The organism is Pantoea deleyi, assembly GCF_022647325.1.
GTDB lineage: Bacteria > Pseudomonadota > Gammaproteobacteria > Enterobacterales > Enterobacteriaceae > Pantoea > Pantoea deleyi.
Window position 1 is genome coordinate 23,495 of record NZ_CP071405.1, and the last position, 20,573, is coordinate 44,067.

At 59.2% G+C, this 20,573-nt stretch carries 20 protein-coding genes; 8 read left to right on the forward strand and 12 right to left on the reverse strand.

Going from position 1 to position 20,573, the window contains the following annotated elements; genetic code table 11:
* Positions 1-3 precede the first annotated feature (3 nt).
* A complete protein-coding gene (locus tag J1C59_RS00115; protein ID WP_128084243.1) occupies positions 4-207 on the forward strand; it encodes a hypothetical protein in 204 nt (67 codons plus the stop codon).
* A 212-nt stretch (positions 208-419) separates the two neighbouring features.
* Here J1C59_RS00115 and J1C59_RS00120 read toward each other — a convergent pair whose 3' ends face one another.
* The 3 genes from J1C59_RS00120 to J1C59_RS00130 all read right to left on the reverse strand — a co-directional run bounded on the left by J1C59_RS00120 (position 420) and on the right by J1C59_RS00130 (position 3,143).
* Positions 420-1,445, reverse strand: coding sequence for a LacI family DNA-binding transcriptional regulator (locus tag J1C59_RS00120; RefSeq protein ID WP_128084242.1), 1,026 nt, complete (start codon positions 1,443-1,445; stop codon positions 420-422).
* 358 nt (positions 1,446-1,803) lie between these two features.
* On the reverse strand, positions 1,804-2,466 hold the full coding sequence (locus tag J1C59_RS00125; protein WP_128084241.1) for an OmpA family lipoprotein: 663 nt from the start codon (positions 2,464-2,466) through the stop codon (positions 1,804-1,806).
* Between the two features lie 110 nt (positions 2,467-2,576).
* The gene (locus J1C59_RS00130; RefSeq protein WP_128084240.1) at positions 2,577-3,143 is read right to left on the reverse strand and encodes a DNA-3-methyladenine glycosylase I; all 567 of its coding nucleotides are present in this window, start codon (positions 3,141-3,143) and stop codon (positions 2,577-2,579) included.
* Between the two features lie 154 nt (positions 3,144-3,297).
* Here J1C59_RS00130 and J1C59_RS00135 point away from each other — a divergent pair, with 154 nt between their 5' ends.
* The 5 genes from J1C59_RS00135 to J1C59_RS00155 all read left to right on the forward strand — a co-directional run bounded on the left by J1C59_RS00135 (position 3,298) and on the right by J1C59_RS00155 (position 7,521).
* Entirely contained in the window at positions 3,298-3,984 is a 687-nt protein-coding gene (locus J1C59_RS00135; protein ID WP_128084239.1) for an autotransporter domain-containing protein, read from the forward strand.
* 75 nt (positions 3,985-4,059) lie between these two features.
* Positions 4,060-4,740, forward strand: coding sequence for a hypothetical protein (locus tag J1C59_RS00140; RefSeq protein WP_128084238.1), 681 nt, complete (start codon positions 4,060-4,062; stop codon positions 4,738-4,740).
* Between the two features lie 107 nt (positions 4,741-4,847).
* Entirely contained in the window at positions 4,848-5,384 is a 537-nt protein-coding gene (gene dnaT / locus J1C59_RS00145) for a primosomal protein DnaT (protein WP_128084237.1), read from the forward strand.
* Complete coding sequence (gene dnaC / locus J1C59_RS00150) at positions 5,384-6,124, forward strand: replicative helicase loader DnaC (RefSeq protein WP_128084236.1); 741 nt, start codon at positions 5,384-5,386, stop codon at positions 6,122-6,124. The genes dnaT and dnaC overlap by 1 nt, the downstream gene beginning before the upstream one ends.
* Positions 6,125-6,387: 263 nt before the next feature.
* Positions 6,388-7,521, forward strand: a complete 1,134-nt coding sequence (locus J1C59_RS00155; RefSeq protein WP_128084235.1) for an ROK family protein — start codon at positions 6,388-6,390, stop codon at positions 7,519-7,521.
* A gap of 52 nt (positions 7,522-7,573) precedes the next feature.
* Here the strand turns inward: J1C59_RS00155 and xylR are convergent, their stop codons facing one another.
* The 4 genes from xylR to xylF form a co-directional block, all read right to left on the reverse strand.
* A complete protein-coding gene (xylR, locus tag J1C59_RS00160; protein WP_128084234.1) occupies positions 7,574-8,752 on the reverse strand; it encodes a D-xylose utilization transcriptional activator XylR in 1,179 nt (392 codons plus the stop codon).
* 93 nt (positions 8,753-8,845) lie between these two features.
* Entirely contained in the window at positions 8,846-10,030 is a 1,185-nt protein-coding gene (xylH, locus tag J1C59_RS00165) for a xylose ABC transporter permease XylH (RefSeq protein WP_128084233.1), read from the reverse strand.
* Complete coding sequence (locus tag J1C59_RS00170; protein WP_128084232.1) at positions 10,023-11,543, reverse strand: xylose ABC transporter ATP-binding protein; 1,521 nt, start codon at positions 11,541-11,543, stop codon at positions 10,023-10,025. The genes xylH and J1C59_RS00170 overlap by 8 nt, the downstream gene beginning before the upstream one ends.
* Before the next feature lie 28 nt (positions 11,544-11,571).
* Positions 11,572-12,564 carry a D-xylose ABC transporter substrate-binding protein gene (gene xylF, locus J1C59_RS00175; protein WP_128084231.1) on the reverse strand — a complete coding sequence of 331 codons (993 nt, stop codon included), beginning with the start codon at positions 12,562-12,564 and terminating at the stop codon, positions 11,572-11,574.
* A 342-nt stretch (positions 12,565-12,906) separates the two neighbouring features.
* Between xylF and xylA the strand changes: the two genes are divergently transcribed.
* Complete coding sequence (gene xylA, locus J1C59_RS00180) at positions 12,907-14,229, forward strand: xylose isomerase (protein ID WP_128084230.1); 1,323 nt, start codon at positions 12,907-12,909, stop codon at positions 14,227-14,229.
* A gap of 17 nt (positions 14,230-14,246) precedes the next feature.
* Positions 14,247-15,689 carry a xylulokinase gene (gene xylB / locus J1C59_RS00185; protein ID WP_140917338.1) on the forward strand — a complete coding sequence of 481 codons (1,443 nt, stop codon included), beginning with the start codon at positions 14,247-14,249 and terminating at the stop codon, positions 15,687-15,689.
* A gap of 115 nt (positions 15,690-15,804) precedes the next feature.
* On the opposite strand, the gene J1C59_RS00190 is transcribed toward xylB, so the two are convergent.
* The 5 genes from J1C59_RS00190 to pstC all read right to left on the reverse strand — a co-directional run bounded on the left by J1C59_RS00190 (position 15,805) and on the right by pstC (position 20,570).
* The gene (locus J1C59_RS00190) at positions 15,805-17,046 is read right to left on the reverse strand and encodes an MFS transporter (protein WP_128084229.1); all 1,242 of its coding nucleotides are present in this window, start codon (positions 17,044-17,046) and stop codon (positions 15,805-15,807) included.
* 104 nt (positions 17,047-17,150) lie between these two features.
* Positions 17,151-17,885, reverse strand: coding sequence for a phosphate signaling complex protein PhoU (gene phoU / locus J1C59_RS00195; protein WP_009088225.1), 735 nt, complete (start codon positions 17,883-17,885; stop codon positions 17,151-17,153).
* A 17-nt stretch (positions 17,886-17,902) separates the two neighbouring features.
* Positions 17,903-18,676, reverse strand: coding sequence for a phosphate ABC transporter ATP-binding protein PstB (gene pstB / locus J1C59_RS00200; protein WP_128084228.1), 774 nt, complete (start codon positions 18,674-18,676; stop codon positions 17,903-17,905).
* 44 nt (positions 18,677-18,720) lie between these two features.
* Complete coding sequence (gene pstA, locus J1C59_RS00205; RefSeq protein WP_111141399.1) at positions 18,721-19,611, reverse strand: phosphate ABC transporter permease PstA; 891 nt, start codon at positions 19,609-19,611, stop codon at positions 18,721-18,723.
* Positions 19,608-20,570 carry a phosphate ABC transporter permease PstC gene (gene pstC / locus J1C59_RS00210; protein ID WP_013359566.1) on the reverse strand — a complete coding sequence of 321 codons (963 nt, stop codon included), beginning with the start codon at positions 20,568-20,570 and terminating at the stop codon, positions 19,608-19,610. The genes pstA and pstC overlap by 4 nt, the downstream gene beginning before the upstream one ends.
* Positions 20,571-20,573: the final 3 nt, after the last annotated feature.

A 20,573-nucleotide genomic window follows, 5' to 3' on the forward strand; every position in this document is an offset into this window, starting at 1 on the left:
GCAATGAAAGAATTAACACGACCACAGACAGAACGTGTAACAGGTGCGATGAATTTAAACGGATTACGCGAATCCAATAATACGGTAAATATTGCCGGGAAAAACCGGGGTTCATGGATCGATGCAGCAAACGCCTGCTGGAGACCGGGCACCCCCTCACTCATTATGTATCCTGGCGGGTTTTATATTCCGGCTTTTCGTTTTTAATAGCGGCAGCGCGTTTTTATACAGGATGTTTTCATCCACTTCATGACTGACCGGGGATGCCGCTACGTTCAGTGACGGCAGATAACGGAACAGGGCGTTGCTCTGACAGCCGCGCCCTTTCCGGCCGATTCTCTGCTGACATAGCCGTTGCGCCTGCCCGGTTCCCGTTGTTCCCGCGAAGTTCTGGCCAGTCGTCAGCTTAACGCGGCCTGTCAGCCCAGCGGCTGGCTGGAGCCGCGCACGATCAGTTCGCCAGAGAAAACCTGTTCGGCGACCGGTAAATCGCTGCCCTCTATGCGCGCAATCAGCCGTTCCAGCGCACTGAAGCCAATCTGCCAGGTAGGCTGTTTCAGCGTGGTGATCCCGACACCCGCCAGCGCCGCCCACTCCAGCTCATCGAATCCCAGCAGCCCAATATCGCGTCCCCAGTGCAGATTGAGTCGCTGCAGCGACCGCGCCACCTGCAGCGTCAGTGCGCCGTTGGCGACCATCACCGCGCAGCGTTTGCCGCCGTGACGCTGACGGAATGTCAGCAGCGCCTGATCCAGCGCGGCGGGCTGATGCAGCGGCACCTCCGCATTTTCATGTGCAACCTGCGGATGCGATCCCAGCAGCTGGCGAAAAGCCTGCAGGCGCTCGCGGCGGGTATTGACGCTGCCCAGGGGCTCACTGAGGAACAGCAGCGCCTCATAGCCATTCTCCACCAGATGGCGCGTGGCGGTTTCGGCGGCTTCAGCGTTATTCAGGCCCACTACATCGCAGGGAAAATCGGGGATTTTGCGGTCAATCAGGACCATCGGCAGCAGAGACTGTTGCAGATGATTCAGCACCTCTTCACGCATTCCGACCGCGTTCACCACAATGCCCTCAACCTGATAGCTGCTCAGCAGTTGCAGATAGTGCTGTTCCAGATCCACTTCATTGTTGGTGTTACACATCAGCAGCGTAAAGCCCTGCTCGCGGCAGGCGGCTTCTATCCCGCTCATGACATCCACCGAATAGGGGTTGGTGATATCGGCAATAATCAGTCCAATCAGCCGGGTACGACCGCGCTTCAGGCCACGCGCCATCTGGCTCGGGCGGTAACTGAGATCGGCAATGGCCTGCTCAATCCGCGCTTTGAGATCCGCAGAGAGCAGATGCAGTTCACCATTGAGATAGCGTGAAACGCTGGTTTTTCCGGTTCGTGCCGCGTGAGCAACATCGCTGATGGTGGCGCGAGGCGGCCTGATTTTCATGAGATATCCTGCGAAATAAGAAACCAGGCAGAGACTAGCACAAGCCAGGCCCGGCGCAAAAAGTGCTGCACCGGAAATGACTGTCACGTCTTCCACCTTTGCGGCAGCAGGCCGGTCCTCAGCCGGATCATGTTTTCCGCCACCTGTTCAGCCGGATTAGAGGCATGATGCCGGGATTGCGCAACGTGTCCGGGCCTGAACGGCGAAAAGGGAACAGTTACAGAAAGGAAGGAGAGTGGCTGCGTGGTTCAGAACCCTTCACGCTCATGTTTCGGCTGGCCCGGTTTACAGAAACGTGACGGGCGACAGCGGCGGCTTTCGCAGCACAGCGAGCGCCCCCGAGCGGGGGCGACCGCGATTAGCCCAGCGGGCTGAGGGTGATCTCAACGCGACGGTTTTGCGCTTTACCGGCTTCGGTGCTGTTGGTCGCAACCGGGTTATCCGGACCGGCGCCCTGAGTGCGCAGGCGATCGCTGGCCACGCCCTGGGTGATCAGTGAGCTGGCCACGCTTTCAGCGCGCTGCTGTGACAGACGCATGTTCAGGGCACGGCTGCCGGTGCTGTCGGTGTAACCCACTACGTTTACTGCCGTTTTCGGATACTCTTTCAGCACTAACGCCACGCCGGTCAGCGTGTTCGCGCCAGCCGGTTTCAGGTTGCTGCTGCTGGAGTCGAACGTCACGTTGTTTGGCATATTCAGGACGATGTTATCGCCGTTACGGGTCACGCTGACGCCGGTACCGCGCATTTTGTCGCGCAGTTTGGCTTCCTGCACATCCATGTAGTAACCGACGCCACCACCCAGCGCGGCCCCCCCTGCGGCACCGATCAGGGCACCCTTACCGCGATCCTTTTTCGACGAGGAGAGCACGCCAACACCGGCACCGACTAACGCCCCCAGGCCTGCGCCCACGCCTGACTTGCCCGCCTGAGATTCGCCGGTATAAGGATTGGTGGTACACCCTGGCAGGGCCAGACTGCCGCTTAATAACAGGGTAATGGCGATTAATTTCTTCTGCATTTTTGTTCCCTTACATTCGAGAAACCGGGGAAAACCTTTCCCATAAGTGGCACGATTATGCCGCCTGTTACCAGACAATGTAGTGCAGAAAAATCCTGATTTATCCGGAATCACCCTTTCTGCTGTTCAGGATGGCGGAAACAGTCGCTCTGATGATCGTTTATCAGCCCGCAGGCCTGCATAAAGGAGTAGCAAATTGTCGGGCCGATGAATTTGAAACCACGCAGCTTCAGCGCCTTCGAGAGCGCAATGGCCTGCTCTGAGGTCGTGGGCGCCTGACGGTAATCGGGATAATGGTGAACGATTTGCACGTTATCGACAAATTGCCACACGAAGTGGCCGAAATCCTCGCCTTTCGCTTCCATCTCAAGAAAGGCCCGCGCGTTGGCAATGATGGCCGCAATTTTACCCGAATGGCGGATAATCCCGCTGTTGTGCATCAGCGCGTCGATCGCTGCCGCATCCATCTGCGCTATGGCCTCTGGATCAAACTGGTGAAATGCCTTCCGGTAATTTTCGCGCTTCTTCAGCACGGTAATCCAGGATAATCCCGCCTGCTGACCTTCCAGACAGAGCATCTCAAACAGCGCGTATTTGTCTCGCTGCGCCACGCCCCACTCCCTGTCGTGGTAAGCCAGATAGAGAGGGTCCTGCGTTACCCAACCACATCGTTGCATCACTTTTTTCCTTTATGCCGGGAATATTTTAGCGGTCCGCTTGATCTTAGAATTAATCGGTTGATAGTTAAACGAACACCGGGTAAATAACAGAGACAGCTCGGGAAATTCTTCAGAACGTCGGATAATCACTTCAGCTCTGCCTGGAGAAAAGATGGTGCCAGAAAGCGGTGGAAAAGGTCTGCGGACCTGCTGTGCTGTAGGGCTATTACTCTTATCGCAACCGACGTTTGCCCGCGGAGGCGCTCCTGCGCCTCAGCACACCGATCTGCTGCCCGACTACGACACGATTCTGGCCGAAAAAATCGCCCTGACGCCCCTGGCCTTCAGCGATGACAGCCGCGCGCTGTTTGAGGCCGCAATCAACTCTCCCACCGCTTCGCCGATCGCGCTGCACAGTGAAACTGGCAGCACGGGCACCACGCCGCTGGGAAAACGCTACCGGGCGGGCATCGATCTCCCCCTTTCCGCCTCCTTCACCACCGGGCCGGTGGCGCAGTATGCGGTTGATCCGCAGCAGACGAACTGCCTGCAGTGCGACTACAGCGATCCGCAGAGCCGCGAACAGAGCGCCAGCGTCGGCTGGCGTATCGACTCGCAGCAGGGATGGATAGCGCCCTGGGCGCAGGTAAGTTATCACTATTTCCTGGCGGATACGCCGCAGAGCGTCGGGCGCGACACCACCAACGGCTCAGAACAGAGCGATGGCATCGATCTCAGCATCGGTGCGCAGCTGCCCCTGAACGATAATCTGGCGGCTTTTGCCGCCTTTTCGCAGAGCGAAGCGCTGAATAATGAGGAGCAGCAACTCTACAGCTTTGGCTTCAGCGCCAGCTTCTGAACGGGGCATAAAAAGAGAAAGGCGGCCGGACGATTAAAATATAATGAGCCCGCTAATCATTATACCGGTAACATTATGCGCAACGATTTGACAATTATTGGCCGCGAAATCGTGGTCTTCCTGCTGGCCGCTCTGGTTCTTGCCCTGACAATCGTACCTGTCTACGTTGATGTCGCCTGGATGAACGACGCCCTGCATGAAACCTCTTTTACGGAAACCACCCAGGAACTGATGCTGGCGATCATCGCCGCGCTGTTTTTCATTGCGGCCCGTCGCCGCGCCGGTCAGCGTGGCGCGCTGACCTTAGTCGCGGGTTTCTACAGCTGCATGCTGATCCGCGAGCTTGATTTCGCGTTTGATGCGATTCAGCACGGCAGCTGGGTCTGGTTTGCGCTGGCCGTGACGGCAGGCTCACTGGCCGTGGCGCTGCGCACACCGAAACAGACCGTAAAGGGGCTGGCGGCGCTGGTGCAGCATCGCAGCTGGCCGGTGATGGCCTCCGGCTTTTTGGTAGTCCTGGTCTTCTCACGGCTGTTTGGAATTCATGCGCTGTGGCAGCACCTGATGCTGGGCGATTACAACCGCGTGGTAAAAAACATGGCCGAAGAGGGCACCGAACTGCTGGGATACAGCCTCTGCTGGCTCGCTTCGGTTCGCTATTTATGGCAAACCCGTCCGGCTGCCGCCGCCATCCGCCTGCGGGCCGCGGAATCCGCACCGGCCCGCCATGCCGCCTCTCCGGCCGCCTCACACTGATCGCGGCCCTTTTTAAGCGATCCCCCTCGTTAAAAAAGGTACAATAACCCCTTCTGCGCCGGCGACCGTTTCCCGGCGCAAGGTGTTTGTTAACCTCAGGTCTTTTCATGTCAGCTAAAATCTTAACTTCAACGCTCATTGGCCTGGATGCCTTCCGACAGGATCCGCTGACTGCCCTGCAGCAGGCGGAAAAGGGCACGCTGGCGGTGTTAGATAACTACGCGCCGGTGATGTATGCCATCACCCCGGCGCGTCTGGCCGAGCTGCTGGCGCTGGAAGCCGCCGCCCGGCAGCCGAACGATGTGGCGCTGGATGACAGCCTGTATGACGATACGCCCGCGCCTGTCCATACGCCGGCCGGGAAGTTCGCCATGTATCCGGGCTGGCAGCCGGATGCCGACTTTACACGCCAGGCCGCGATCTGGGGCGTGGCGCTGAGTGAACCGGTGACGCCCGGCGAGCTGGCGGCCTTTGTCGCCTACTGGCAGGCGGAAGGCCGGATGTTCCACCATGTGCAGTGGCAGCAGAAGCTGGCGCGCAGCATCCAGATGAATCGCGTCGCCAGCGGCGGGCAGCCGAAGCGTGATATCACGCAGTTGCCCGATCCTGACCGTACTATTCCCGATGGTTTCCGAGGTGAATAATGAAAACGCCCGACGATCTCTTTAACCGTCTGAAAAAAATGATGCCCGCCGGTACCCGGCCAAAATTCGCCAATGGTGAAGAGCTGCTGGCGTGGAACCAGGAGCAGGGTCGCCTGCGTTCAGAGGCGATTGTGCGTGAGAACCGCGCCATGAAAATGCAGCGCGTGATGGGCCGTTCCGGCATTCGCGAACTGCATATGAACTGCTCCTTTGATAATTACCGGGTCGAAAACGAGGGGCAGCGCAAAGCGCTGGAGCTGGCGCGTCAGTACGCCGCTGAGTTCGATGGCAGCATCGCCAGCTTCGTCTTTTCAGGCCGTCCCGGCACCGGTAAAAACCATCTGGCCGCCGCAATTGGTAATGACCTGATCCTGCGTGGGAAAAGCGTTCTGATCGTGACGGTCGCCGACCTGATGTCGAGCATGAAGGGCACCTTCAGCGGCAGCAGCGGCATCACCGAAGAGCGGCTGATTCAGGATCTCAGCAGCGTCGATCTGCTGGTCATCGATGAGATTGGTATGCAGAGCGAATCGCGCTACGAGAAGGTGATTATCAACCAGATCGTTGACCGCCGCTCCTCGTCGAAACGCCCGACCGGCATGCTCTCTAACCTCGATCATGCGGGCATGAATGCCCTGCTGGGTGAGCGCGTGATGGACCGTATGCGCCTCGGCAACAGCCTGTGGGTCCGCTTCGACTGGGAAAGCTATCGCAGTCGGGTGCGCGGCGACGAATATTAATTCCCGCCGGGACCGCGGGGCGCAGTGCGTTGCGGGCTGTTGCCTCCCGATTGCGCGCGCTTCGCGTCGCCGGATAACGCGGCTGGCTCACAGCAACCGCGTGCCGGATCTGCCGGGACCGCAGGCTGAGGGGCGATCCGATCGCGGTCACGCTCCCGGTCAGGGGCGATCCCGTTGTGTGAAACAGGCCGCAAAAGTGTGGGGTGAAGAACGCACAGGGGCTGATAAACTCAATGTTTACTCCTCTGTTGGGTGAACCCGTGATGAAAACGAACGGCAAAGGCCCTGCACTACTGCGACTGAATAATCAGAAACGCGTGATGGCCCGGTTGCGTAAACAGCGCGTGACGTCGCGTCAGGAGCTGGCGGAGGCGCTGGCGCTCAGCAAGAATACCGTGTCGTTAATCATTGACGACCTGCTGGAGCAGGCGCTGATAGAGGAGCTGGGGCCGGTCAGCGTCGCGGCTGCCGGGCGGCCCAAGATCGGCATCAGGCTGCGGCCGGAAAAACTGCAGAGCGCAGGCGTAATGGTGGAGCGCAACGTTATCCACTGGCGGGTCTGTGACTACTTTTCTCAGGTGCTGGCGGAACAGACGCTGCGAACCGATACCAGCAACCCGACCCGATTACTGGCCGAGCTGGCCACGCTCTGCCGTCAGCTCACCGAACGTTATCCTCACCTGCTCGGCATTGGCCTGGGCTTTCCCGGTATCGTCGATCCCCGGCGTGGCTGGATGCATATCTCTTTGCCGCTGGAATGGCAGGACGTTGACCTGCTGACCTCGCTGCGCCGGCAGATCCAGCTGCCAATTCGCATTATGAATAATGTCAAAGCGGCGGCGCTGCTGGCGGTGGCGCAGTGTGGATTACCCACTGAGAGCGGCCACTTCTATCTGCGCATTTCGGAGGGGATTGGCGGCGCACTGATCCAGCAGGGTGACGTGTTTACCGGGCACAGCTGGACGGCGGGAGAGGCGGGACATCTGATCGTTCAGCCTGGCGGCCCGCGTTGCAGCTGCGGCCGTCGCGGCTGTCTGGAAGCGCTGATCAGCCAGCCTGCCGTTAACCAGCAGCTGGCGCAGCGCCAGCCTGGCCTGAACTGGCAGAGCCGGGACAGTGCGGCGCGCGTGGTGGATGAGGTGATGACGCAGGCAGGCGGCTTTCTGGGGGCCGCGCTGAGTCAGATCATGCTGCTGCTCAATCCGGCGACCATCATCATCGATTGCCCGTGGAACGTCAGTGAAACATTCTGCAAGGCGGTGCGCAAAACGGCCCAGAGCAACACGCTGGCCTTTACCGCGGCACACACGCAGCTGCACTTTCCTGAGAGCCGGATAGATCCGGCCAACGGCCTGGCGCTGGCGGTGATCGAGGAGAGTGAGCAGCGGCTGCTCTAGTGCCGCAGGCCGCACGGATTCGCTGGTCTCACCTCACGCCCGGCGCTTTCCGCTACAGCACATTTCCCCCGTGATGCTGGCGATACTCTTTCGGCGTGGTGTCGTAGCTTTTGCGGAACACCGAGTAGAAATACTGCAGCGAAGGATAGCCGCACATCTGCGAGATTTCGTTGATGTTGAGCGAGGAAGATGCCAGCAGTTCGCGCGCTTTTTCCAGTTTTTCGCGGTGGATCATCGCATGGATGGTATCACCGGTTTCATCCCGGAAACGCTTCTCCAGGTTGGAACGCGACAGCCCGACGGCATCCAGCACCTGCTCCACTTTAATCCCCTTGCAGGCGTTGAAGCGGATGTAGTGCATCGCCTGAATCACCGCCGGATCGCGCAGCGAGCGGAAGTCCGTTGAGCGCCGGGCAATCACCTTCACCGGCGGCACCAGAATGCGCTGAAGCGGCAGCGGCTGCTTATCCAGCAGCCGGTGCAGCAGTTTGGCCGCCTGATAGCCCATCTGTCGCGAGCCCTGCGCCACCGAAGAGAGCGCCACCCGCGACAGATAGCGGGTCAGCTCCTCATTATCGATCCCGATCACCGTAAGCTTCTCCGGCACCGGAATCTTCAGATGCTCACACGCCTGCAGCAGATGACGCGCCCGCGCGTCCGTCACGGCGATGATGCCGGTCTGCGGCGGCAGCGTCTGCAGCCAGTCTGCCAGCCGATTCTGGGCGTGCTGCCAGTTATCCGGCGCGGTTTCCATCCCCTGATAAACCACGCCCTGATAGCGCTCGCGTCCCACCAGCTGGCGGAACGCCTGTTCCCGCTCCTGCGCCCAGCGCTTGCCGCTGGACGCCGGTAAACCGTAGAAGGCGAAGCGGTTAATCCCCTTCTCTTTCAGATGCAGAAAGGCTTTTTCGACCAGCGCGGCGTTGTCCGTGGCGATATAGTGCACCGGCGGATAATCTTCCTGCCGATGATAGGAGCCACCGACGCCGACGATCGGAACCGGGACGTTCGACAGCAGGGTTTCGATGGAGCGATCGTCATAATCGGCGATCACCCCATCACCCAGCCACTCCCGGATGTTGTCGATGCGGCAGCGAAAATCTTCTTCGATGAAGATGTCCCAGTCAGTCTGGGACGCCTGCAGATACTCCCCGACGCCTTCGACAACCTGGCGGTCATACACCTTGTTGGCATTAAACAGCAGCGTAATGCGATAACGTTTCTCATGCATGGTGGCGCGTTCCCTGAAATCCTCAGCGCATTGCATAACACGGCTGAAAGGGGCAAAAAAATTGTTTGCGCCACAATGTGATCGCCCGCGCGATTACACCCGACGCCGCGTTGCGGTATCCATCCACACCGCCAGCAGCAGGATCGCGCCTTTTACGATGTACTGCCAGAAGGTCGGCACATCCATCATGCTCATGCCGTTATCGAGCGAGGCCATGATAAAGGCCCCCATAACGGCCCCCGCCACCGATCCGACCCCGCCCGCCAGGCTGGTGCCGCCGATGACGCAGGCGGCGATAGCATCCAGTTCGGCGATGTTTCCCGCCGACGGTGAGCCAGCCCCCAGCCGTGAACTGAGGATCAGCCCGGCGATTGCCACCATCACCCCGTTAATGGCAAACACCGCCAGCTTGGTACGCGCCACGTTGATGCCCGACAGGCGCGCGGCGTCGATGTTGCCTCCGATAGCGTAGATGCGACGGCCAAATGCGGTGCGGGTCGCCATAAACATGCCCGCCAGCAGCAGCACGGCCAGCAGTAACACCGGCGTTGGCACGCCGCGATAGTCATTGAGCAGCCAGATGGCGCCGAGCACCAGGATAGCGGTGATCGCCTGACGCCCGACGGTGCCGCTGGCTGCGCCCTGTGGCAGCCCGAGCTGCTGACGACGCAGCCGCAGCCGCCACTGCCAGAGCATAAACAGCGCCAGACCGGCGATGCCAAAGCCGAAACCAACGCCGCCCGGCAGATAACTCTGGCCAATCTGCGACATGCCCGGCGTAACAGGCGCAACGGTCGTGCCATCGGTAATGCCGACCAGCACGCCACGGAAAGCGAGCATCCCCGCCAGCGTCACGATAAACGAGGGCACCTTACGGTAGGCCACCCACCAGCCATTCCAGGTGCCCAGCAGCAGCCCCATTACCAGCGTCACCACGATGGTCAGAGGCAGCGGCCAGCCCAACCAGACGTCAAAAATGGCCGCCGCTCCGCCCAGCAGCCCCATCATCGATCCTACGGAGAGGTCGATCTCGGCCGAGATAATCACAAAGACCATGCCGACCGCCAGAATGCCGGTGATGGCGGTCTGACGCAGCAGGTTAGAGACGTTACGCGCGCTGAGCCAGGCGCCATCGGTGGTCCAGGTAAAGAACAGCGCAATCAGCACGATCGCGCCCAGCATCACCAGAACCTGCAGGTTGGGCAGCGTGAATCGGCCCGGTGACGGCTTGCCCGGCGTGCCGGAGAGGCGGCCAGGAGTACTTTCACTTTTAAGCATAATGTTCACTCCGCAGGGCGGCTTCCATCACCTGCTCCTGAGTCAGATTGTCGTTAATCAGATCGGCTTTGATCTGCCCTTCATGCATCACCAGAATCCGGTCGCTCAGACCCAGCACTTCCGGCAGCTCAGAGGAAATCACGATCACCGCGATACCCTGCTGAACCAGCGCATTGATCAGCAGATAGATCTCCTGACGCGCGCCCACGTCGATGCCGCGTGTGGGTTCATCAAGGATCAGGATTTGCGGGTTCAGCAGCAGACACTTCGCCAGAATCGCTTTCTGCTGGTTGCCTCCGCTTAACCGGCCAATCGGCAGTTCTGATGAGGAGGTTTTTACCCGCAGCCGGCTGATGGCCTCGTTAATCGCCTGCTGTTCCTGCGCTTCATCCAGCGTGGAGAGCCGGTGACTGAACTGATCCAGCGCCGCCAGGGTGATGTTTTTGCCCACCGCCATCAGCGGCACGATGCCATCTTTTTTGCGATCTTCCGGCACCATCGCGATGCCGTGCGCAATGGCGGCGCGACAATCGGTGATGTTCACCTGACGGCCATTGATCCAGATATCGCCCTGCCAGCGTCCTGGCCAGACGCCAAACAGACACTGCACCGTTTCGGTCCTGCCCGCGCCCACCAGCCCGGCGATGCCGAGGATTTCACCGCGCCTGAGCGTGAACGAGACACGATTCACGCGCCGGATGTGGCGATTCACCGGATGCCAGGCGGTCAGGTTTTCGACCTTCAGTATCTCTTCGCCAATCTGATGTGGTGCATGGGGATAGAGGGCGGTCAGCTCGCGGCCGACCATCATGGTGATGATGTCATCTTCGCTCAGGCCCGCCGCCGGTCGGGTGGCGATATGCTGACCGTCGCGGATCACGCAGATAACGTCGGAGATCGCCTTTACCTCATTCAGCTTGTGCGAGATGTAGATGCAGGCGATGCCGTGTTCGCGCAGGTTACGGATGATGCCGAGCAGCACCTCCGTTTCCTGCTCCGTCAGGGATGAGGTCGGCTCATCCAGAATCAGCAGCCGGACCTGCTTGTTCAGCGCGCGGGCGATCTCCACCAGTTGCTGCTGACCCAGGCCCAGCTCACCGACCCGGGTAGCGGGCGAGACGTTCAGCCCGACCCGCGCCAGCAGTTGCTGGCAGCGCAGGGTCATGGTTTCATCATCCACCATGCCGAAACGGCTGAGTTCGGCCCCCAGGAAGATGTTCTCCATCACCGTCAGCTGCCGCACCAGCGCCAGCTCCTGGTGAATAATCACGATGCCCTTGCGTTCGGTATCGCGAATGGTCTGCGCCTGAATCTCGTCGCCAGAGAAGTGGATCTGCCCCTCAAAATCACCGTGCGGATAGAGTCCGCACAGGATCTTCATCAGCGTCGACTTCCCTGAACCATTCTCTCCGCACAGTGACATCACCTCGCCCGCCTCCAGCTGCAGGCTGACATCATTCAGCGCCTTTACGGCCCCGAAACGCTTGGTGATGTTTTTCATTTCCAGCAGCATAGATGGTCCTCCCTCACGCTCTGCGCGGTCAGAGTTCGCTCTGTTTGTGGAAACCGTCTTTCACCACGGTGCTTTCGATATTGTCTTTGTTAACCGGAATCGGCTTCAGCAGCCGTGACGGCACCTCTTTGAGGCCATTATTCAGCTTGCCGTTGCTGGCAGGCGTTTTACCGTCGCCCAGTTCAACGGCGATTTTCGCCGCTTCGGTGGCCAGCTCGGTGATCGGTTTGTAAACCGTCATGGTCTGGGTGCCCGCTTTGATGCGCTTAATCGCCGCGAGATCCGCGTCCTGACCGGAAATCGCCACTTTTCCGGCCAGTCCCTGCGCACTCAGCGCCTGAATCGCGCCGCCTGCGGTCGCATCGTTGGAGGCCACCACCGCATCGATGTGGTTTCCATTCGCCGTCAGAGCGTTTTCCATGATTTTCAGGGCATTTTCCGGCAGCCAGGCATCGACCCACTGATCGCCGACAATTTTAATCGCGCCTTTGTCGATATAGGGTTTTAACACTTTCATCTGGCCGGCCCGGAACAGACGGGCGTTATTATCCACCGGTGAACCGCCCATTAAAAAATAGTTGCCCTGAGGCACCTGTTTCACAATGCTTTCGGCCTGCAGTTCGCCCACTTTTTCATTATCGAAAGAGATATAGAAATCGATATCGGCGTTATTTATCATGCGGTCATACGCCAGAACTTTAATGCCTTCCCGTTTCGCTTCGGCGACAACGTTACTCAATACCTGACCGTTATAGGGAATAATGACCAGCACATCGACACCGCGGTTGATCATATTTTCAATCTGCGACATCTGGGTCTCTTCATTGCCGTTGGCTGACTGAACAAACACTTTAGCGCCCAGCGTTTCAGCCTGCTTCACGAAAATATCACGGTCCTTCTGCCAGCGTTCGAGTCGCAAATCATCAATCGCCATGCCGATCTTCACTTCTTTTGCCACGCTGGTCTGGCTGAACAGCGCCAGCGCCGCGCAGGCGGCTAACAGTGCATGTTTCATCTTCATTATGGTTATCCTGTAGGTTGAGGCTATTGTCGTTTCAGGCCGATAAACCAGGCGGATGAATTGTTGCCCTTCTTTTCCGGTTCCAGCAATTACTGATTTTTATCCGGCTATTACGTTTTTTGGTTTATTTCTTTTTTTATGAGCGCGATCGAGGTTTCATCTTTTTCGGACAAAAGAGAAGCCGTAAAAAGCGCCGTCAGAAAATGTTATTTTGCGACTCAGCGCACAATTAATAATTATCTGAAAGCCGGAGTGAAATATCGTAATTGAGCCGGGGCAGCCGTCACTATCAAATATGGCTTCAACGCAGACCATTCGGGTACTGATGCTAAGGAGCAAACCATGCACGCTTATTTCGATCAGATCGATCGGGTTCGTTATGAAGGCACCCAGTCGACTCATCCTCTCGCCTTTCGCCACTACAATCCTGACGAGGTGATCCTCGGCAAAACTATGGCGGAGCATCTGCGCTTTGCCGCCTGTTACTGGCATACCTTCTGCTGGAACGGCGCGGATATGTTTGGTGTCGGTGCCTTTGACCGTCCCTGGCACAAAAGCGGCGATGCACTGCAGCAGGCAAAACTGAAAGCCGATGTCGCCTTTGAGTTTTTTTATAAGCTGAACGTACCCTGGTACTGCTTCCACGATATCGACGTTTCGCCGGAAGGGGATTCGCTGCGCAGCTACAAAGAGAACCTGGCCGCGATGACCGATAACCTGCTGGAAAAACAGCAGGAGACCGGCGTGAAACTGCTCTGGGGTACGGCGAACTGCTTTACCCATCCGCGCTACGGCGCCGGGGCCGCCACCAATCCCGATCCAGAGGTCTTTGCCTGGGCCGCCACCCAGGTCTGCAGCGCCATGCAGGCCACCAAAACGCTGGGCGGTGAGAACTATGTATTGTGGGGCGGTCGTGAAGGGTATGAAACCCTGCTGAATACCGATCTGCGTCAGGAGCGCGAGCAGATTGGCCGCTTTATGCAGATGGTGGTTGAGCACAAACATAAAACGGGCTTCCAGGGAACGCTGCTGATTGAGCCCAAACCGCAGGAGCCGACCAAACATCAGTATGACTACGATGTCGCCACCGTCTATGGCTTCCTGAAACAGTTCGGCCTGGAGAAAGAGATCAAGGTCAACGTTGAGGCGAACCACGCCACCCTGGCCGGTCACTCTTTCCATCATGAAATTGCGACCGCAATTGCGCTGGGTATTTTTGGTTCGGTGGACGCCAACCGTGGCGACGTGCAGTGCGGCTGGGATACCGATCAGTTCCCGGTCAGCGTGGAAGAGAATGCGCTGGTGATGTACGAAATCCTCAAGGCGGGCGGCTTTACCACAGGCGGCTTAAACTTTGACGCCAAAGTACGTCGTCAGAGCACCGACAAATATGATCTCTTCCACGGCCATATTGGTGCGATGGATACCATGGCGCTGGCGCTGAAAGTCGCGGCCCGCATGATCAGCGACGGCGAACTGGATAAGCGCGTAGCCCAGCGCTACAGCGGCTGGAATGGTGAGATCGGCCAGCAAATTCTGAAAGGCGAGTTTTCACTTGAGGCACTGGCGGCGCATGCTCAGCAGCAGCAGCTTAATCCGCAGCATCAGAGCGGGCGCCAGGAGCAGCTGGAAAATCTGGTGAATCACTATCTGTTTGATTTCTAACCCTTCAGGAGCAGAGCATGTTTATCGGGATCGATTTAGGCACCTCCGGCGTTAAAGTGGTGCTGATGGATGCACAGGGCAACGTGGTGGCCACGGAAACGGCGTCACTGCAGGTTTCGCGTCCGCAGCCCTTGTGGAGCGAACAGGATCCCGAGAGCTGGTGGCAGGCGCTGGATGTGGCTATGCAGGCACTGAGTGCGCAGCAGGATCTGCAGAGCGTGCAGGCCATCGGGCTGAGCGGGCAGATGCACGGGGCGACGCTGCTCGACAGCGCTCACCGGGTGTTGCGTCCCGCCATGCTCTGGAATGATGGACGCAGCGAGGCGCAGTGCCGTGAGCTGGAGCAGAAGGTGCCGGATTCGCGGGCGATCACCGGTAACCTGATGATGCCCGGCTTTACAGCACCCAAGCTGCTGTGGGTACAGCAGAACGAACCGGCTATTTTCAGTCAGATCGCGCACGTCCTGCTGCCCAAAGATTATCTGCGCTGGCGGATGAGCGGCGACTTCGCCACCGATATGTCCGACGCCGCAGGCACGATGTGGCTGGATGTGGCACGGCGGGACTGGAGCGACGTGATGCTGCGCGCCTGCGATCTCAGCCGCGATCAGATGCCCAGGCTCTGTGAAGGCAATGCGCAGACCGGCACGCTGCACGCGGAACTGGCAACCCGCTGGAAGATGAAGGCGGTGCCGCTGGCGGCTGGCGGCGGCGACAACGCGGCGGGTGCGGTGGGGGTCGGCATGACGGAGCCGGGTCAGGCGATGCTGTCGCTGGGCACCTCGGGCGTCTATTTCGTGGTGAGTGACGGCTACCTGAGTAACCCGCAGCGCGCGGTTCACAGCTTCTGTCACGCCTTACCGCAGCGCTGGCACCTGATGTCAGTGATGCTCAGCGCGGCATCCTGTCTCGACTGGGCAGCCACGCTGACCGGCTGCCGGGATGTGCCTGAACTGCTGGCGGAGGCGGAGCGCGCGCGCGATGACGTGCCGTCGCTGTGGTTTCTGCCCTATCTCTCCGGCGAACGTACCCCGCACAACAACCCCAATGCCCGCGGCGCGTTCTTCGGCTTCACCCACCAGCACGGGCGTCCGGAACTGGCACGTTCGGTGCTGGAAGGGGTCGGGTTTGCGCTGGCGGAGGGAATCGACGTGGTGCACGAGTGTGGCGTTAAACCCGAGAGCATTATGCTGATCGGCGGCGGCGCGCGCAGTGCGCTGTGGCGTCAGATGCTGGCGGATATCAGCGGTCAGACGCTGGATTACTGCCATGGCGGGGATGTGGGCCCTGCGCTGGGTGCGGCACGGCTGGCGCAGCAGGCGCTGGATCCTGATGTGACCGTGCCGACACCGGCACGGGTACAGCGCCATCAGCCGGACCCGGCCAGAATGGCCGGTTACGCATCGCGCCGGGCGACCTTTGCCACCCTCTATCAGCAGCTCCTGCCGCTGATGCATTAACCGCATAAGGCTGCCTGGCCCGCGTTTGCTGTGGCCTGGCAGCCTGCTCTCTTTAAATGCCCTGATGAATCAACCGGGCCGGAATGTCGTTTCCCGGCGCGCACTCAATATTGCATCAGCCAATCGCGCCCAGCGTATCCTCCTGCCCCTGCTTCTTCGGTAGCAGGAACAGCGTCGCCACAATATCCAGCAGGTAGATCAGCGCCAGCAGGGTGATTGCCGCCGTGAACGAGAACTGACTCGCCAGCAGACCGATCACCACCGGGCCAAACCCGCCCACGCCGCGCCCCAGATTAAACAGAACGTTCTGCGCAGTGGCGCGCACCTGAGGCGGGAAGGTATCGGAAATCAGCGCACCGTAGCCGCCAATCATGCCGTTAACGAACATCCCCATGATAGCGCCGGTAAACAGCATCATGGTCGGGTCGCGGAGCTGCGCATAAATCACCACCATCGCTACCGCACCGAACTGATAGAGCAGGAAAATTTTCCAGCGAGCAAAGCGATCGGCCAGCACGCCAAACAGCCAGATGCCGAAGGTCATGCCGACGACGGTCACGGCGGTCCAGAGGCCCGACTTTGTCAGGCTGAAGCCAAAGCTGGAAGAGAGGTAGCTCGGCATCCAGATCATCAGTCCGTAATAGCCAAAGTTCTGCACGGAGCAGAGGATAAAGATGCCGAGGCTGGCTTTGGCGGTGGCGCGGTCGCGCACCAGCAGCTTCAGGCGCGACGGAAACGAGAGCGACGGCACATGCTTAACCTGCTTCTGATACGCTTCCGGTTCACCCATGCCACGGCGGATGGCAAACGACACCAGCGCAGGCAAAACGCCGACCAGGAACATGCCGCGCCAGCCGATCATCGCCAGCAGCGGTGGCGTGATAAAGGCCGCCATCAGCACGCCCAGCTGCCAGCCCATGCCAACCCATGCCGAGGCGCGATTGCGCTTCTCTACGGGCCAGGCTTCGGCAATCAGCGCCATGCCGATACCAAACTCGCCGCCCAGGCCGACACCCGCCAGCGTCCGCCAGGCGAGCAGATCCCAGTAGCCCTGCGCGACCGCGCACAGGCCGGTGAAGATCGAGAAGACCAGGATCGTGACGGTCAGCATACGGATGCGACCAAAACGATCGCTGAGATGACCAAAGACGATGCCACCGATAACCGCGCCAATCAGCGTCCAGGTCACCAGCGATCCCGCCTGTGATGGATTGAGCGCCAGCGAAACGCTGATAGCCGGCAGCATAAAGCCGAGTATCAGCAGGTCAAATCCATCCATGGCATAACCACTGACCGCAGCCAGCATCGCTTTGCCAGGCGTCACGCCCGGCTTAGATTGGGGAGAAGGGGACATCATTGCGCACCTCTGAAAGGAAAGTGTCGCAATTATAAAGAGAGTTCAGGATGTGACCAATCGAAAAGGGCGATCCCTGCGCCGTTCAGGCGCAGGGATCGATTTTATCAGGAGGGGCGGTTGCTGCCATCGTCACCCGACAGCAGCTCGTCGAGGCGATCGCCGCCGACATGGCGGAAGTCCTGACCTTTGACGAAATAGAAGATGATTTCGCAGATATTCTGGCAGCGATCGCCGATGCGCTCGATGGCGCGGGCACAGAACAGCGCCGTCAGCACGCTGGGAATAGTGCGCGGATCTTCCATCATGTAGGTCATGAGCTGGCGCACGATCCCTTCGTACTCTTTATCCACCTTCTTGTCTTCGCGGTAGATGGTGATCGCTTCATTGAGATCCATGCGTGCAAAGGCATCCAGCACGTCGTGCAGCATCTGCACGGTGTGACGGCCCAGCGACTCCAGGCTCACCAGCAGCGGCAGGTGCTGCTGACCAAACTTCTCCAGCGCCGTGCGGCTGATCTTCTCCGCCACGTCGCCGATGCGCTCCAGCTCGGAGATAGTTTTGATAATCGCCATCACCAGGCGCAAATCGATCGCGGTGGGCTGACGTTTGGCGATGATGCGCACGCACGCCTCATCAATCTCCACCTCCATCATGTTGACCTTCTGGTCGCCGTCAATCACCCGCTGCGCCAGTTCGCCGTCCAGGTTATGCATCGCCGTAATCGCATCGGTCAGCTGCTGCTCGACCATGCCGCCCATGATCATCACCTGGGTACGGATATGCTCCAGCTCGGCATTAAACTGACCGGAGATGTGTTTATTCAGATTCAGATTATCCATGTCGATCTCCTGTCAGATCAGCCGTAGCGGCCAGTAATGTAATCTTCGGTTTGCTTCTGTGCGGGCTTGGTGAACAGCGTGTCGGTGTCGCTGAACTCAATCAGTTCGCCCAGATACATGAAAGCCGTATGGTCAGAGCAGCGGGCCGCCTGCTGCATGTTGTGCGTCACGATCACCACGGTGTAATCCTGCTTCAGCTCGGTGATCAGCTCCTCGATACGGCCTGTGGAGATGGGGTCCAGCGCGGAACAGGGCTCATCCAGCAGCAAGACTTCCGGGCGAATCGCGATGCCGCGGGCGATGCAGAGACGCTGCTGCTGGCCGCCGGAGAGACTGTAACCGCTCTGGTGCAGCTTGTCTTTGGTTTCGTTCCACAGTGCTGCCTTGGTCAGCGCCCACTGCACGCGTTCATCCATATCGGCACGCGAGAGCTTTTCAAACAGGCGAACGCCAAAGGCGATGTTGTCATAGATCGACATCGGGAACGGCGTCGGTTTCTGGAAGACCATGCCGACGCGGGCGCGCAGCAGCGCGATATCCTGCTGGGTTGCCAGAATGTTTTCGCCATCCAGCAGAATGTCCCCTTCTGCCCGCTGCTCCGGATAGAGTGAGTACATTTTATTGAAGGTACGCAGCAGGGTCGACTTACCGCAGCCCGATGGCCCGATAAACGCGGTCACCTGATTCCTGGCGATATCCAGGTTAATGTTCTTCAGCGCATGAAATCTGCCGTAATAGAAGTTCAGATTACGGACCTGGATCTTACCGGCTGATGCTGTCGCGATACTCATAATTCATCTCTCTTATACGGCGCCGCACAGGACCGCGCCGGAAATTAACCGTGTTTACCTTTGGCGAAAATGACCCGCGCCAGAATATTCAGCAGCAGCACGCAGAAGGTAATAATCAGCACACCCGCCCAGGCCAGGCTCTGCCATTCGGCAAAGGGGCTCATGGCGAACTTAAAGATGGTGACCGGCAGGTTTGCCAGCGGCTGCATCATGTCGGTGCTCCAGAACTGGTTCGACAGCGCCGTGAACAGCAGCGGGGCGGTTTCACCCGCGATGCGGGCAATTGCCAGCAGCACGCCGGTAATAATGCCGGAGACCGACGCTTTCAGGGTGATAGCCGAAATCATCTTCCACTTCGGCGTACCGAGCGCGTAGGCCGCTTCACGCATGCTGTCCGGCACCAGACGCAGCATGTTTTCGGTGGTGCGGATCACAATCGGCACCTGCAGCAGCGCCAGCGCAATCACCCCGGCCCAGCCGGAGAAGTGCTGCATCTGCGACACCACGAGGGTGTAGACGAACAGGCCGACCACAATCGAAGGCGCCGACAGCAGAATGTCGTTAATGAAGCGGATCACCTCTGACAGGGCGGATTTGCGCCCATATTCCGCCAGATAGATCCCTGCCATGATGCCCAGCGGCGTGCCGAAGAAGGTTGACCAGAAAATCAGTAAGCCACTGCCCGCCAGGGCGTTGGCCAGACCGCCGCCTGCCGTGTTCGGCGGCGGGGTCGATTCGGTAAACAGCGACCAGGAGAGGCCATCCACGCCGCGCGTCACGGTGGTGAACAGGATCCACACCAGCCAGAACAGCCCGAATGCCATCGTCAGCATCGACAGCGTCAGAGCGATTTTATTTTTGGTGCTGCGCCAGGCCTGCATTTTGCGGCGTGAAGCTTCCAGTTCGGCGCGCGCCTGAATTTCAATGGTGGTCATGAGCGCGCTCCTTCACTTTTCGCCAGTCGCATAATCATCAGTTTTGAAATCGCCAGCACGATAAAGGTAATCACAAACAGGATCAGCCCCAGCTCCATCAGCGCCGCGACGTGCACGCCCGACTCCGCTTCCGCGAACTCGTTGGCCAGCGCCGAGGTGATGCTGTTGCCCGGCATAAACAGCGACGGGCTGTCGAGCTGGTAGGTGTTGCCGATAATAAAGGTCACCGCCATCGTCTCACCCAGCGCACGCCCCAGCCCCAGCATCACACCGCCGATCACGCCGTTTTTGGTGAACGGCAGCACGATGCGCCAGATCACTTCCCAGGTGGTGCAGCCGATGCCGTAGGCAGACTCTTTCATCATCACCGGGGTCTGCTCGAAGACGTCGCGCATGACCGAGGCGATATAGGGGATGATCATGATGGCCAGAATCACGCCCGCCGCCAGGATCCCGATCCCGAACGCGGGACCGGAGAAGAGCTCGCCGACAATCGGAATGCCCGACATCACGTCGTTGACCGGCGTCTGAAAATATTCGGCAAACAGCGGCGCAAAGACAAACAGGCCCCACATGCCGTAAACAATACTCGGAATCGCCGCCAGCAGTTCGATGGCGGTGCCCAGCGGGCGACGCAGCCAGCCTGGCGCGAGTTCAGTCAGGAACAGCGCGATACCAAAGCTCACCGGTACGGCGATGATCAGCGCGATAATGGAGGTCACAAGGGTGCCGTAGATCGGTACCAGTGCGCCAAACTGTTCATTGGGCGCATCCCAGGTTTTGGTCCACAAAAAGGCGAAACCAAATTTCTGGATGCTGGGCCACGAGGAGATGATCAGGGAGACGATAATGCCGCCCATCAGTAACAGGACAATCAGCGCCGCCAGCCTGACCAGCGCGCCAAAAATTCTGTCACCCTGTTTGCCTGGGGCTTTGAATGCCGGCTTCGTTGCAGCCATAAA

Excerpts from the sequence above, each read along its gene's own strand:
- J1C59_RS00155 (WP_128084235.1), top strand. The coding sequence starts at position 6,388 with ATGAAAACGAACGGCAAAGGCCCTGCACTACTGCGACTGAATAATCAG.
- pstC (WP_013359566.1), bottom strand. The coding sequence starts at position 20,570 with ATGGCTGCAACGAAGCCGGCATTCAAAGCCCCAGGCAAACAGGGTGAC.
- dnaT (WP_128084237.1), top strand. The coding sequence starts at position 4,848 with ATGTCAGCTAAAATCTTAACTTCAACGCTCATTGGCCTGGATGCCTTC.
- xylH (WP_128084233.1), bottom strand. The coding sequence starts at position 10,030 with ATGCTTAAAAGTGAAAGTACTCCTGGCCGCCTCTCCGGCACGCCGGGC.
- J1C59_RS00190 (WP_128084229.1), bottom strand. The coding sequence starts at position 17,046 with ATGATGTCCCCTTCTCCCCAATCTAAGCCGGGCGTGACGCCTGGCAAA.
- J1C59_RS00130 (WP_128084240.1), bottom strand. The coding sequence starts at position 3,143 with ATGCAACGATGTGGTTGGGTAACGCAGGACCCTCTCTATCTGGCTTAC.
- J1C59_RS00115 (WP_128084243.1), top strand. The coding sequence starts at position 4 with ATGAAAGAATTAACACGACCACAGACAGAACGTGTAACAGGTGCGATG.
- pstA (WP_111141399.1), bottom strand. The coding sequence starts at position 19,611 with ATGACCACCATTGAAATTCAGGCGCGCGCCGAACTGGAAGCTTCACGC.
- J1C59_RS00120 (WP_128084242.1), bottom strand. The coding sequence starts at position 1,445 with ATGAAAATCAGGCCGCCTCGCGCCACCATCAGCGATGTTGCTCACGCG.
- xylF (WP_128084231.1), bottom strand. The coding sequence starts at position 12,564 with ATGAAGATGAAACATGCACTGTTAGCCGCCTGCGCGGCGCTGGCGCTG.
- xylA (WP_128084230.1), top strand. The coding sequence starts at position 12,907 with ATGCACGCTTATTTCGATCAGATCGATCGGGTTCGTTATGAAGGCACC.
- dnaC (WP_128084236.1), top strand. The coding sequence starts at position 5,384 with ATGAAAACGCCCGACGATCTCTTTAACCGTCTGAAAAAAATGATGCCC.
- xylB (WP_140917338.1), top strand. The coding sequence starts at position 14,247 with ATGTTTATCGGGATCGATTTAGGCACCTCCGGCGTTAAAGTGGTGCTG.
- J1C59_RS00170 (WP_128084232.1), bottom strand. The coding sequence starts at position 11,543 with ATGCTGCTGGAAATGAAAAACATCACCAAGCGTTTCGGGGCCGTAAAG.
- J1C59_RS00125 (WP_128084241.1), bottom strand. The coding sequence starts at position 2,466 with ATGCAGAAGAAATTAATCGCCATTACCCTGTTATTAAGCGGCAGTCTG.
- J1C59_RS00135 (WP_128084239.1), top strand. The coding sequence starts at position 3,298 with ATGGTGCCAGAAAGCGGTGGAAAAGGTCTGCGGACCTGCTGTGCTGTA.
- phoU (WP_009088225.1), bottom strand. The coding sequence starts at position 17,885 with ATGGATAATCTGAATCTGAATAAACACATCTCCGGTCAGTTTAATGCC.
- J1C59_RS00140 (WP_128084238.1), top strand. The coding sequence starts at position 4,060 with ATGCGCAACGATTTGACAATTATTGGCCGCGAAATCGTGGTCTTCCTG.
- xylR (WP_128084234.1), bottom strand. The coding sequence starts at position 8,752 with ATGCATGAGAAACGTTATCGCATTACGCTGCTGTTTAATGCCAACAAG.
- pstB (WP_128084228.1), bottom strand. The coding sequence starts at position 18,676 with ATGAGTATCGCGACAGCATCAGCCGGTAAGATCCAGGTCCGTAATCTG.